We start from the raw sequence: 13,003 nt of genomic DNA on the forward strand, positions 1-13,003 counted from the left end.
CGTCAGGGGCGATACCTGGAGGCCGAGTACATGACGGCAAAATTGTACAACGCAAGAATGAGGACGCAGAGAAGAGGGACGTAGTCGGAGACGGTCTCGTCTGGTGTGGAAAACGATATCGTCAGCGTTGACGCAAGAAGAGACAGCAGTGCAAGGATCACTCCGGCCTTGGCGATGGTGTCGACTTGGCCGCGTGTTGATGTCGGTTTGCGGAAGTTCTGCTTCATTACCGGCATGTAGCAGAAGGTGAGAAGCAGGATGATCGCCACGGCGATGTCGAGTCCTCGAAAGTCCGCGCTGCCGTACTTCGCGATGTTGTGGTCTCGTACTGTTCCGTACATCATGACTACGAGTAGGGGGCATACGCCGAAGATCAGCGTTCCTCGAAGTAGATCCGCGGTGTCTCCGCTCATCTGCCCGTTGCCGGAGAGGTCGGTCTGTACACCGCGTAGTAGTACGAGGATCGAGTACAGGACCATCAACGCGGCAACGCAGAAACCCAAGCCTGCCGTGACCTCGAGTTCGGCCAGTCTTGGCGTGTCGCGGTCCTCGCCGGCGACTATCGCATAGTTGAGACTCGTGGCCACGAGTCCGAGAAAGGCGCCGATCAGCGGGCGATAGCTGCGCAAGGTTATGTCGGCTACGCTGCCGGACACCAACTGGGAGGCGATCAATGTGATCAGCCCGGCGAACGCGAAGCCTGCCAGAACGCCGGCCAGCTGAGAATAGAACCCTGCTATCTGGGGAAAGTTCGAGAACTTGCTCACTGAAGCGTACGCCGGTATCAACGTCGGTCACCTGCTCTGTGGGCCGAGCTCGGTTGTCATCATCTCGTGGACAACGCCTTGAGTCGTCAGGCTGACCTGTGTGCGTTACAAGATCGACTGTGTGCGTGCCACGAAGGTGAGATCGACAATGCCGGAGAAGGTGCGCCGGTGACCGGCGGCCGGTCCCGGGGGTGCGGGACCCGGGACCGGACGGCGGGTCAGTCGGCGTCGGGGAAGTGGATGTCGGCGACGTGGACGTCCACCGTCGCGACCTCCAGGCCGAGGTACTCCTCGACCGCCTCGACGACCTGGACGCGGATCTGCTCGGCCAGGGTCTTGACCGCGCGGCCGAACTCGACCACCAGCGTGACCGCGATCGTCGCGACTTCGCCGTCCACCTCGACCGACGTGCCCGCCTCGTCGAGTTCGTGCACGCCCTCCGCGCCGCGGGCGACCCGGATGACGATCTTGCTGACGACGCCGTCGGCCACCGTCGTGCTGCCGCGGCTGCCCGCGGCGGGGCGCGCCGGCTCTTCCGCCACGGCGACCGGCGTCTCGGCCTCTTCTTCCTCGGCGACGACCGGGGCTTCGGCCTCCTCCGAAACCGCTTCCTCGGTGTCCTGCCCGGACTCCGCGGGCTCGTCGGTCTCCTCGGCGCTGTCCTCTTCGGAGACGGCCTCGACCTCGACCTCGGCGGTGTCCTCGGCCGGCTCGGCGGTCTCGGTGTCGGTCTCCGTCGCGTCGGCGTCCACGGCGTCCACGGCGTCCACGGTGTCGACGGTGTCCACGGCGTCCACCGTGTCGGTCGCGGTGGTGCCGTACTCGTAGGTCTCTGAACTGGGCGTTTCGTTCTGGGCGCGACCGAAGATGCTGTTGATGACGTCGGACATGGTTTCCCCTTTTCGGGATCGTCGACTGCGGATGGGGGACGAGCAGACGGCGACATAGTAGGGGAGAGGGGTGAGCGGCGTCACCGGGTCTGGGCTTCGAGACTCGCTTGTGTCCCAACGGATACCCGTTGACTGGACCACTGATCACCCAGCGTCAGGCCGGGTTCGCCGGTCCGTGATCGGGGATCGGAAATGGCGTCCAGGAATTGTCCACTTTCCGGCGTCGGGACAATTCCTTCACCCCGCCCGGAATAGCCCGAGCGGAATGCTGGAACCCAGCGCCCGGTACCCGGCCGGGTTCAGGTGCAGGTGGTCACCGACGTCGTAGGCCGGTAGCAATCGCGTCGGCGCCGCCGGGTCGCGGGCCACCCGGTCGAAGTCAAGGACCGCGTCGAAATGGCCGCGGATCCACGCGTTCACCGACGTCCGCGCCGCTTCGCGCGACGGGGCGTCGTAGCCGGTGTTGCCGCCGAACGGCGTCAACGTCGCTCCGTACACCAGGATTCCGGCCGCGTGGGCTCGCGTCAGGATCTGGTCGTAGGCGTCGATCAGGTCCGCAGCCGTGGACGCGGCCGCGTCGGGTGTCGCGGTGCCGATGTCGTTGACGCCCTCGAAAACGATCGCCCACGACACGCCGCTCGTCGCCAGCAGGTCGCGGTCCAGGCGCGCCAGGACGTTCGGGCCCAGGCCGTCCTGCAGCACGCGGTTGCCGCCCGCGGCCTGGTTCACGACGGCGGCCGGGATTCGCGAAGCGAGCACGTCCGGCCACCGGTCGTTGCCGTTCGTCGTCGACCCGCGGCCGTCGGACAGCGAGTCGCCGATCACCGCCACCGCCGACGCCGGCGACAGCACCTCGACGCCGCTCAGGAAGTACCAGTGGTCGACCGGTGTCGCACCCGGAAGATCGAGCGCGGAAACCTGGTCACCCGCCATCAGGTACGACGTCGTGCGCGAGCCCGGGTGCGAAGTGATCGACAGCGACGCCTGGCCGTGCGCCAGGTACGTCGTCACCGCGATGTTCTCGAAGGGCCGCACCGGGAACGGCAGCGGATCCGACACGACCTGCGCACCCACCGGCACCGTCGTCGACGGCTTGCCGTGGAACGTCACCGGGACGACGCTGCCCGGAACCACCGCGGACACCCCGGCGGCACCACCGGCCGGCCGGGCCACCGAGACCGCGGTGAGCGGCAGCGCGGCGCCGCCGAAGGCGTTCGAAAACCGCAGCCGGATCCGGGGACCACCGGCGGAAACGTGCGCGGTCTGGCGCAGGGAAGCGTTGTCCAGCACCCGGTCGGCGCCCGTGAACGGCGCCGGCGGCAGGTTGGCGGGCTCGGTCAGCTGCGGCATCGACGTCCAGGTCGCCACCCAGTGCGACGCCGGCGGACGTCCCGACGCTCCCACGAACAGCGCGGTCAGGACCGCGAGGCAGAAGACGGACAGGGTGCGCTTCATGACCCGAACTCCGGCGTCATCACCCGCTCGACGCCGACGTAACGCCGAGAGCCGGTCAGCGTGCAGTGCAGCGTCGTGACGATCTGCTCGCTCGACGTCCCCACCCGCAGCTCGACCTCGCCCGGCTCGACCAGGCGACGGCCCGCCCGGCCGGTGTAGGACGTCAGATCCGCGTGCAGCCCGATGTCCACCACCACCGTCGCCCCCGGCTCGACCGAGACCCGGCGGGCCGCGATCAGCTGGCGCTCGGGCCGCGCGACTTCCGCGACCGGGTCGTGCAGGTACACCTGGACCACTTCGGACGCCGTCCGCGCGTGGTCGTTGCGCAGGGTCACCCGGACCCGGCAGACGCCGTCGGTCGGCCACAGCGAGCCCGTCGCGCTGACGTCGGCCCAGGTCACCGGCGTGTAGGAAAGCCCGTGCCCGAACGGGAACAGCGCGGTCGGGTCGACCGTGCTCACCTCGCTGCGGCGCCCGAGCGGCGCGGCGAGGTAGGTCGACGGCTGGCTCGCGCCGGCCGCCGGGAAGCTCACCGGCAGCCGGCCGGCCGGGTCGATCCGTCCACTGAGGACACCCGCCAGCGCCGGGCCGCCCTCCTCGCCGGGGTAGAACCCGCAGACCACCGCGGCCAGCCGGTCGATCTGCCGCGAAAGCTCGTACGGCCGACCCGAGAGCAGCACCACGACGACCGGCTTGCCGGTGGCGAGCAGGGCTTCGAGCAGCTCCTCCTGGCGGCCCGGCAGCCGCAGGTCGGCCGCGTCGCAGCCTTCGCCGGACGTCCCGCCGCCGAACAACCCGGCCAGGTCGCCCAGCACCGCCACGCACACCGACGCCGAAGCGCACGCCGCCACGGCCTCGGCGATCCCGTCGTCGTCGCCACCGGTGACCGGACAGCCCAGCGCGTAGGTGACTTCGAAGGACTCCCGCAGCGCCTCGACCACCGTCGGCACCGAGACACCGAACGGGACGTCCGGGTGGTGGACGCCGACGTGCAGCGGGAAGGAGTAGCAGCCGAGCATCGCGCCGGGCGCGTCCGCGCGCGGCCCCACCACGGCGATCGACGCGCCGGGGGAGAGCGGCAGCGTTCCGTCGTTGTGCAGCAGCACGATGGACTTCTCGGCCACTTCGCGGGCCAGCGTCCGCGAAGAAGCGTCGTCGAGGTCGATCTCTTCGGGCACCTCGGGCGCCCAGTCCGCGTCGAGCAGGCCCAGCTCGCACTTCTGCCGCAGCACCCGCATCAGGGCGCGGTCGACGGCGGCGGCGTCGACCGCACCCCCTTCCACCGCGGCGAGCAGCGGCTCGCCGTAGCAGTCCATGGTGGGCAGTTCCACGTCGATGCCCGCGGTCAGCGCCTGCCCGGCCGCGTCGCCGCGGTCGGCCGCGACGCCGTGCAGCCGGTGCAGGAACGCCACGGAGAAGTAGTCCGAGACGACGGTGCCGGTGAACCCGTAGGTCTCGCGCAGCAGCTCGGTCAGCAGGGCCGGGTCGGCGGCGCCGGGGACGCCGTCGACGTCGGTGTAGGTGTTCATCACCGACCGGGCGCCCGCGCGCAGCGCCAGCTCGAACGGCGGGAGCAGGACGTCCGCGATCTCCCGCGGCCCGGCCGAAACCGGCGCCAGGTTGCGCCCGGCGCGCGAGGCCGAGTACCCGACGAAGTGCTTGAGCGTCGCGATCACGCCGGCGGACTCGAGCCCGGCGACGTAGGCGCTGCCGATCGTCCCGACCAGGTACGGGTCCTCGCCGATGGTCTCCTCGACGCGGCCCCAGCGCAGGTCGCGGGCGACGTCGAGGACCGGCGCCAAGCCCTGGTGCACGCCCAGTTCCCGCATCGTCTCCCCGATGCGCGCACCCATGCGCCGCACCAGGTCCGGGTCGAACGTCGCACCCCAGGACAGCGGCGCGGGGTAGATCGTCGCCTGCCACGCGGCCAGGCCGGTCAGGCATTCCTCGTGGACGACCGCGGGGATGCCGAACCGGTTGCCGGCGACGATCTGGCGCTGGGTGCGGGCGAGGCTGTGCGCGCCGATCAGCGGGTCGACCGGCCGGGTGCCGAAGACGCGCGTCAGCTGGCCGATGCCGTGGCGGACCAGGTCGTCGAAGTCGACGGCGGGGTCGTCGAAGTCGTGCTGGTGCGGCGCGACCTCGCCGCCGGAGTCGATGCCGACCCAGATGCCGTAGAGCTGGCCGAGCTTTTCGCGCAGGCTCATGCGCGCCATCAGCGCGCGGACGCGTTCGCCGGGGTCGGCCGCGGGGTCGCGCCACGGCTCGGGTGCCGTGGCAGGCTGCGTGGTCAAGGCTTTTCCGCCCTTCGTCGGGAGGGGAGATTAAGAGAGGGCCCGGGTGGAGTGCCGCACCACGAGGCCGGTGTCCAGGGTGACGTGCGTGCGCGGGACTTCGTCGCCGTTGATCAGCGCGATGAGCATGCTGATCGCGCGGTGGCCCATTTCGCGGATCGGCTGGTCCACTGTGGTCAGTGGCGGGCTGCAGAGCGCGGACTCGGGGACGTTGTCGAAGCCGACCACGGACAGGTCGTCGGGCACCGAAAGACCCAGTTCGCGGGCCGCGCCGACGGTCGCGATGGCCGAGATGTCGTTCGCGGCGAACACCGCGGTCGGCCGGTCCGGGCCGGTCAGCAGGTCGTGGGCCGAGGCGGCGGAGACCTCCGGGTCGTAGGCGCCGATCCGGATCAGGCTCTCGTCGGCCGGCACGCCCGCGGCTTCCAGGGCGCGCAGGTAGCCCGCCTTGCGCAGCGACGCCGATTCGAGGTCGGGCCGGCCGGCGAGGAACGCGATCCGCCGGTGCCCCAGGTCGAGCAGGTGCTCGGTGGCCAGCTGCGCGCCGCGCAGGTTATCCGAGTCGATGGTGGGCAGGTGCGAGGGCCCGGTGTGCGGGTCGACCGCGACGACCGGCGTGCCGGGGACGGCCTCCAGCGACACCGCCGGCGTGACCAGCACGGCCCCGTCGACGAGGGTGCCGGAAAGCCTGGACAGATAACGCTTTTCCCAGCCCCGCGGGTCGCCGGTGCGGCCGCCCGCGGAGTAGACGACGAGCTCGAACCCGCTGCCGCGGATGGCGTCCGCGGCCCCCTTGAGCAGCTCGGTGGAGAACGGTTCGAGGTCGGCGACCAGGATCCCGATCACGTTGGTCCGGTGGTTTCTCAGGCTCTGCGCCACGAGGCTCGCCTCGTAGCCGAGCTCTTCGATCACCGCGCGGACCTTCGCGAGCGTCGCGGCGGAGACGCCGTAGCGCTCGTTGATCACTTTGGACACCGTGGCCACCGAGACGCCGGCCCGGGCCGCGACGTCACGGATGGTCACCCTGGAACTGGGCTGCATCGGCTCAGACTAACCATGGAAAACGTTATCGACAACGATTGACATCCGATTTGCCCGGGAGCAGACTCTTCGCCAACCCGGGCGCAGTCGCGCCCCGTCCAACTCGGCCGAAGTCGTCAGGAGTGGACCCACGATGTCTGTCAAACGCCGGATCCCCGTTCTCGCCGCCCTGGCGGCCGTCGTCCCGCTCGCGCTTTCCGCGTGCAGCGGGGGGAGCGAAGCGCCCGCCCAGCCGAGCGGCCCGGTCACCCTCACCTGGTGGCACAACGGCACCACCGACCCGATCAAGACGATCTGGGAAAAGGTCGTCGTCGACTACCACCAGGCGCACCCCGACGTCACGATCAAGGCGCAGCCGCTGCAGAACGAGGACTTCCCCACCAAGGTCCCGCTCGCCCTGCAGGGCGCCGAGCCACCGGACGTCTACCAGTCCTGGGGCGCCGGTGACCTGGCCTCGCAGATCACCTCGGGCAAGGTCGCCGACATCACCGACGCCACGAAGTCGTGGATCACCCAGACCACCGGCAAGTTCGGCGAGAACTGGCAGGTCGACGGCAAGCAGTACGGCGTGCCGTTCGAACAGCACTTCGTCGGCTTCTGGTACCGCAAGGACCTCTTCCAGCAGGCGGGGATCACCACCCCGCCGAAGACGATGGACGAGCTGAACGCCGCCGTCACGCAGCTGAAGGCCAAAAACATCGCGCCGATCTCGGTCGGGGGCAAGGACCGCTGGCCGGACGCCTTCTACTTCAACTACTTCGCCATCCGCGAATGCTCGATCGACGTGCTCAAGCAGTCGGTGAAGGCGGTCAAGCTCGAAGACCCGTGCTGGACCAAGGCCGGGCAGGACCTGAAGAGCTTCCTGGCGACGCAGCCGTTCCAGACCGGGTTCGCCGGCACGCCGGCCCAGCAGGGCGCGGGCAGCTCCGCCGGCCTCGTCGCCAACGGCAAGGCCGCGATGGAACTGCAGGGCGACTGGGAGCCCGGCACGATGTCGGCCCTGACCGACGACAAGCAGCTCGACTCGAAGGTCGGCTGGTTCCCGTTCCCGTCCGTGGCGGGCGGCCAGGGCGACCCGGCGGCCGTGCTCGGCGGCGGCGACGGTTTCGCCTGCACCACCCGGGCGTCGAAGGCGTGTGCGGACTTCCTGCAGTACCTGGGCAGTGAACCGGTGCAGACGCAGCTGGCCGCCCAGGGAGCCGGTCTGCCCGTCAACACCGTCGCCGCGAAGTCGCTGAAGACCGACACGCTGAAGGCCGTCTACGACTACGGCACGAAGGCGCCGTACCTGCAGATGTACTTCGACCGGGCGTTCCCGACCGCGGTCGGCGCCGCGCTGAACGACGCGGTGGCCAACATGTTCGCCGGCCAGGGCACCCCCGAGGGCATCGTGGCCGCCGTCAACCAGGCCGCGGCGGGCAACAAGTGACCACGGCGACGAAGCCGGTGCGGACGGCGAACCAGCCGTCCGCACCGGCTCCGGGCCGCCGCGCGAAGCGATCCGGCCTCGGCAAACGGCTCGAGCTGACGATCCTGCTCGGGCCGGCCCTGCTGGTGTTCGTCGGCTTCGTCCTGGTGCCGATCGGGATCGCCGGGTTCTACAGCCTGTTCCAGTGGAACGGCTTCGGCCCGCTCGACGACTTCATCGGTCTCGACAACTACGTCGACGCCTTCAGCGGCGACGTGTTCCAGGGCGCGATCGTGCACAACCTGATCATCGCCGGGCTGTCGATCGTGGTGCAGCTGCCGCTGTCGATCGGCCTGGCGATGCTGCTCAACCGCAAGCTGCGGGGACGCGCGGTCCTGCGGGCCCTGGTGTTCGCGCCGTACGTGCTCTCCGAGGCGATCACCGCGGTGATCTGGATCCTCATGCTGCAGCCCAACGGGTTCGCCGACCAGGTGCTCAAGGGCGCCGGGCTCGGCGGCCTGGTCCACCAGTGGCTGGCCGACCCGGGCCTCGTGCTCTACACGATGTTCGCGGTGATCACCTGGAAGTACATCGGCTTCGGCATCATCCTGCTGCTCGCCGGTCTCCAGGGCGTGCCCGCCGAGTTGCGCGAGGCCGCGGCGCTCGACGGCGCGTCGGCGTGGCAGACCACCCGGCACGTCGTGCTGCCGCTGCTCGGGCCGACCATCCGGATCTGGATCTTCCTGTCGGTGATCGGCTCGCTGCAGCTGTTCGACGTCGTGTGGATCATGACGCTGGGCGGGCCGGCGAACGCGTCGACGACGATGGCGACCTACCTGGTCGACCACGGCTTCAAGCGCTACGAGTTCGGTTTCGGTTCTGCGGTGGCGGTCATCCTCTTCGTCATCTGCTTCCTGTTCGCGCTGCTGTACCAGCGATTCGCGCTGCGCCGTGACACCCAGGGCGCCCTGACGAGGATGGCGGGCTGATGCGGTCACGCAAGTTCGGCCTCTCGATGGGGTACCTCGCGGCGATCGTCGTGCTCGGCGTGACCGTCGTGCCGCTGCTGTTCGTCGTGCTCGGCGGGTTCCGCACCAACGCGCAGATCAACAACGACCCGGCCGGGCTGCCCGGCCCGTGGGTCATGGACAACTACGCCTCGGTCCTCGGCTCGAGCGCGTTCTGGACGTTCCTCGGCAACAGCGCGCTGATCGCGGTGATCGCGACCGCCGTCGCCGTCGGCCTGGGTTCGATGGCCGGGTTCGCGCTTTCGCGGTACCAGTTCAAGGGCCGTGAAGCGCTGTACACGCTGTTCACGCTCGGTCTGCTGTTCCCGCTGACCGTGGCGACCTTGCCGCTGTACCTGTGGCTGCGCGAGCTGGGCATGCTCGAGAGCTTCTGGGGGGTCGCGATCCCGGAAGCGGCGTTTTCGCTGCCGGTGACGATCGTGATCCTGCGCCCGTTCATGCACGCCATCCCGGGTGAGCTCGAGGACGCTGCCGTGCTCGACGGCGCGAGCCGGCTCGGGTTCTTCTGGCGCATCCTGCTGCCGCTGTCGGCGCCGGCGCTGACCACGGTCGGCGTGCTCGCCTTCGTCACCAGCTGGAACGCCTACCTGCTGCCGCTGCTGGTGTTCAACGACTCCGCGCACTTCACGCTCCCGCTCGGCGTCGCGACGTTCCGGACCCAGTACTCCCAGGACACCGCCCGGGTGCTCGCGTTCACCGCGCTGTCGATGATCCCGGCACTCGCGTTCTTCGTGCTCGCCGAACGGCGCATCGTCGGCGGGCTGACCGGATCCGTGAAGGGCTGACTCAGGAGGTCTGCCGTGCCGTCCGAGGTCCACCGTCGTGCCTTTTTGCAGCTGCTCGCGCTGGCCGGAGCCGGCTCGGCCGCCCTCCCGGGACTGGCCGAGGCCGGAACCGGGTTTCCGTTGGTGTCGCGGGGGAAGGCCGCGACGATCGTCGTCAGTCCCGGCGATCTGCCGGGGGTGCGGCGGGTCGCGGGCGACCTGGCGGCCGACGTCGAACGCGTCACCGGGGTCCGCCCCGCAGTTTCGGACGTCGTGCCGGCGAGCGGGCCGGTGGTAGTGGTCGGCACCCTCGGCCACAGTCCGCTGGTCGACTCGCTGGTGTCGGCCGGCCGCTTGGACGTCCGCGGGATCGCCGGCAAGTGGGAGACGTCGCTGAGCCAGGTCGTCGACGGCCGGCTCGTGCTGACCGGCAGCGACCAGCGCGGCGTCATCTACGGCGTCTACGAGGTCTCGCGGCGGATCGGGGTTTCGCCCTGGTACTGGTGGGCCGACGTCCCGCCGCTGCGGCGGGCGGAGTTGCACCTCCCGGGGGAGCGGTTCAGCCTCGGAACGCCGCACGTGAAGTACCGCGGGTTCTTCATCAACGACGAGAACCCGGCGCTCGGCACCTGGGCGCCGGCGTACTTCGGGCCGGGGAAGGCGCCGGGCTTTCCCAACGGCTTCAACCACCTCTTCTTCGCCAAGGTCTTCGAGACGATGCTGCGGCTGCGGGCCAACTACCTGTGGCCGGCCGTCTGGGGTCGCGCGTTCGCCGAGGACGACCCGCTCAACCACGCCACGGCCAAGGAGTACGGCGTCGTGATGGGCACCTCGCACGAGGCGCCGATGATGCGCGGCATCGAGGAGTGGAACCGGCACGCGGTCCCCGCGGTCCGGGATTCGTCCGGGACGATCACGACGCCGGGCCACGACCCCTACGGCGGCACGGGGGAGTGGAGCTTCCGCCGCAACGGCGACGCCATCAAGGCCTACTGGACCGACGGCATCCGGCGGATGGCCCGCGAGGGCTTCGATGGCGTCGTCACGCTCGGCATGCGCGGCAACGGCGACGTCAGCCTGCCCGACGGCGACGGCATCGAGCTGATGCGGGAGATCATCGCGGCCGAGCGGGACATCCTCGCGCGCGAGCTCAGCACGGACGTCCCGCAGGTGTGGACGCTGTACAAGGAGGTCCAGCGGTACTGGGCCCAGGGCCTGCGCCCGCCGGACGACGTCATCGTCGTGTTCACCGACGACAACTGGGGCAACATCCGCAAGCACCCGGACCTCTCGCTGCCGCCGCACCCCGGCGGGTACGGGCTGTACTACCACTTCGACTACGTCGGCGGCGGCCGCAACTACAAGTGGGTCGACACCGCGTTGCTCGCGAACACGTGGGAGCAGCTGCACCAGGCCGTCTCGTACGGGAACGACCGGTTGTGGGTCGCCAACGTCGGCGACATGAAGGGCAACGAGCTGCCGCTGCAGTTCTTCCTCGACTACGCGTGGGATCCCGCCGCGCTGCCGGCCGAGCGACTGTCCACTTGGGAGCGTTCGTTCGCTTCGGAGAACTTCGGGTCCGCACTGGCGTCGGACATCGCCGCGGTCTTGCACGACTACGGGCGACTGCAGTCGCGGCGCAAGCCGGAGCTGCTGAACCGGCGGATCACGGTGGACAGCGCCGGGGTGATCACCTACGACGACCAGATGACGCCGTTCAGCCTGGTGAACTACCGCGAGCTGGACCGGGTGACCGACGAGTGGCAGGACCTCGCGGCGCGGACGGCCCGGCTCGCGGCCCGGGTGCCGGCCGCCCACCGCGACGCGTTCTACGAACTGGTGGGGTACGAGGTCACGGCGTCGGCGAACCTGTACGCGTTGCGGCGCGCGGAGTTCACGAACCTGCTGTACGCGGCGCAGGGGCGTGCGTCGGCGAACGGGCTGGCGGCGGTCACGGAGGCCCGGTTCGCCGACGACCTGGCGCTCGCGGAGAGGTACAACACCGGGATCGCGGGCGGCAAGTGGAAGGGGTTCCAGACCCAGCCGCATATCGACTACGGCGACGTCGCCCGCTACGGCCCGAACGCGCCGTGGCAGCAGCCGGAGCTGAACAACGTCGCGCTGCCGGACGTCATCTTCCCGGCGGTCCGGCGGCTCGACCTGCCCGCGGCGGCTTCCCTGGGCGTGGCGGTGGACGGGTCGGCGGAGGCGTGGCCGGGTGCCGCGGGCCGTCCGGTGCTGCCGGAGTTCAGCCCGTACCAGACGGCGCCGGCGCAGTACATCGACGTCTTCAACCGCGGCCGGACCCCGTTCCGGTGCACGGCCACCGCGGGGGCGCCGTGGGTCCGGGTCGAGCCGCGCGGCGGCCGGGTGGAGGAGGAGCTGCGGATGACCGTGCGGATCGACTGGAGCCGGGCGCCGAAGGGCACCTCGACCGTGCCGATCACGGTGTCGGGAGCGGGGCAGTCGGTGGTGGTGGACGCTGTCGTGCGGAAGGTGGACCTGCCGGCCTCGGCGCGGCGCGGGTTCGTCGAGGCGGGCGGGTACGTGTCGATGGAGGCGGCGCACTGCAGCGCGAACGTCCCGGCCGGGCCGGTGGCGTGGCGGGCGATCCCGGACCTGGGCCGCACGGGCGCGGGGATGACGCCGTTCCCGGTGACGGCGCCGAGCCGCGCGGCGGGAGCGGGCCCGCGGCTGGAGTACCGGCTGACGCTGGTGACCCCGGGGCCGGTGACGGTGTGGGCGTACTTGTCCCCGCGCAGCAACGTGTTGCAAGGGGACGGTTTGCGCTACGCGGTGTCGTTCGACGACGCTTCGCCACAGGTCGTGAACATCACGAAGGCCACGGGCGCGGACGACATGACGATGAACCGCCAGTGGGAGCGGACGACGTCGGACAACGTGAACCTGACCTCGACGCGGCACGAGGTGGGGGCGGCGGGGCCGCACGTGCTGAAGGTGTGGATGGTGGACCCGGCGGTGGTGGTCCAGAAGCTGGTGGTGGACACCGGTGGGCTGCGGCCCAGTTATTTCGGTCCGCCGGAAAGCCTGCGGTGGCCGGGATGAGCGGGCCGGGGGTGGCCGGGATGAGCGGGCCGGGGGTGGCTGGGATGAGCGGGCCGGGGGTGGCTGGGATGAGCGGGCCGGGGGTGGCCGGGATTACCGGGCCGGGGGTGGCCCGGGTCGCCGGACCGGTGCGGGGTTCGCGGGGCGAGCGGCCGCGGCTCGGCGGCCTGCCGAGCGCCCACCCGCCGGGGCGCCCCCCGTTTCTCACTCTACCGGTGGGCACCGACAGTTCCGGCGCCCGAAGGTCCTCGAACGCGGGCGGTCCCGGGCTCGGCCAGTCGCTTCCCGGC

9 protein-coding genes are annotated in these 13,003 nt (G+C 70.4%); 4 read left to right on the forward strand and 5 right to left on the reverse strand.

What is annotated here, in order from left to right:
• Positions 1 to 2: 2 nt before the first annotated feature.
• The 5 genes from BLV96_RS04440 to BLV96_RS04460 all read right to left on the reverse strand — a co-directional run bounded on the left by BLV96_RS04440 (position 3) and on the right by BLV96_RS04460 (position 6,447).
• Positions 3 to 767, reverse strand: coding sequence for a hypothetical protein (locus BLV96_RS04440; RefSeq protein WP_086672935.1), 765 nt, complete (start codon positions 765 to 767; stop codon positions 3 to 5).
• 218 nt (positions 768 to 985) lie between these two features.
• Positions 986 to 1,657 carry an Asp23/Gls24 family envelope stress response protein gene (locus BLV96_RS04445; RefSeq protein ID WP_086672933.1) on the reverse strand — a complete coding sequence of 224 codons (672 nt, stop codon included), beginning with the start codon at positions 1,655 to 1,657 and terminating at the stop codon, positions 986 to 988.
• Positions 1,658 to 1,894: 237 nt separating this feature from the next.
• On the reverse strand, positions 1,895 to 3,112 hold the full coding sequence (locus BLV96_RS04450) for an SGNH/GDSL hydrolase family protein (protein ID WP_086672931.1): 1,218 nt from the start codon (positions 3,110 to 3,112) through the stop codon (positions 1,895 to 1,897).
• Positions 3,109 to 5,406, reverse strand: a complete 2,298-nt coding sequence (locus BLV96_RS04455; RefSeq protein ID WP_086672929.1) for a beta-xylosidase/alpha-l-arabinosidase — start codon at positions 5,404 to 5,406, stop codon at positions 3,109 to 3,111. The genes BLV96_RS04450 and BLV96_RS04455 overlap by 4 nt, the downstream gene beginning before the upstream one ends.
• 30 nt (positions 5,407 to 5,436) lie before the next feature.
• Positions 5,437 to 6,447 (reverse strand): LacI family DNA-binding transcriptional regulator, encoded by a 1,011-nt coding sequence (locus BLV96_RS04460; protein ID WP_244180042.1) that lies wholly within the window; start codon positions 6,445 to 6,447, stop codon positions 5,437 to 5,439.
• Between the two features lie 133 nt (positions 6,448 to 6,580).
• Here BLV96_RS04460 and BLV96_RS04465 point away from each other — a divergent pair, with 133 nt between their 5' ends.
• Genes BLV96_RS04465 through BLV96_RS04480 form a run of 4 tightly spaced genes read left to right on the forward strand, consistent with a single transcriptional unit; the run spans position 6,581 to position 12,713 of the window.
• Complete coding sequence (locus BLV96_RS04465; RefSeq protein WP_086672925.1) at positions 6,581 to 7,876, forward strand: extracellular solute-binding protein; 1,296 nt, start codon at positions 6,581 to 6,583, stop codon at positions 7,874 to 7,876.
• Entirely contained in the window at positions 7,873 to 8,844 is a 972-nt protein-coding gene (locus BLV96_RS04470; protein WP_086672923.1) for a carbohydrate ABC transporter permease, read from the forward strand. The genes BLV96_RS04465 and BLV96_RS04470 overlap by 4 nt, the downstream gene beginning before the upstream one ends.
• Complete coding sequence (locus BLV96_RS04475) at positions 8,844 to 9,668, forward strand: carbohydrate ABC transporter permease (protein ID WP_086672921.1); 825 nt, start codon at positions 8,844 to 8,846, stop codon at positions 9,666 to 9,668. The genes BLV96_RS04470 and BLV96_RS04475 overlap by 1 nt, the downstream gene beginning before the upstream one ends.
• Before the next feature lie 15 nt (positions 9,669 to 9,683).
• Positions 9,684 to 12,713: a glycosyl hydrolase 115 family protein gene (locus BLV96_RS04480; RefSeq protein WP_091388752.1), complete on the forward strand. Its 3,030-nt coding sequence runs from the start codon at positions 9,684 to 9,686 to the stop codon at positions 12,711 to 12,713.
• The last annotated feature ends 290 nt before the right edge of the window (positions 12,714 to 13,003 follow it).

The organism is Amycolatopsis pretoriensis (genome assembly GCF_900107925.1).
In the GTDB taxonomy this organism is placed as follows: Bacteria; Actinomycetota; Actinomycetes; order Mycobacteriales; family Pseudonocardiaceae; genus Amycolatopsis; species Amycolatopsis pretoriensis.

Bases quoted from the DNA above. Each gene is read 5' to 3' on its own strand.
- BLV96_RS04445 (WP_086672933.1), bottom strand. From the start codon at position 1,657: ATGTCCGACGTCATCAACAGCATCTTCGGTCGCGCCCAGAACGAAACG.
- BLV96_RS04450 (WP_086672931.1), bottom strand. From the start codon at position 3,112: ATGAAGCGCACCCTGTCCGTCTTCTGCCTCGCGGTCCTGACCGCGCTG.
- BLV96_RS04460 (WP_244180042.1), bottom strand. From the start codon at position 6,447: ATGCAGCCCAGTTCCAGGGTGACCATCCGTGACGTCGCGGCCCGGGCC.
- BLV96_RS04465 (WP_086672925.1), top strand. From the start codon at position 6,581: ATGTCTGTCAAACGCCGGATCCCCGTTCTCGCCGCCCTGGCGGCCGTC.
- BLV96_RS04475 (WP_086672921.1), top strand. From the start codon at position 8,844: ATGCGGTCACGCAAGTTCGGCCTCTCGATGGGGTACCTCGCGGCGATC.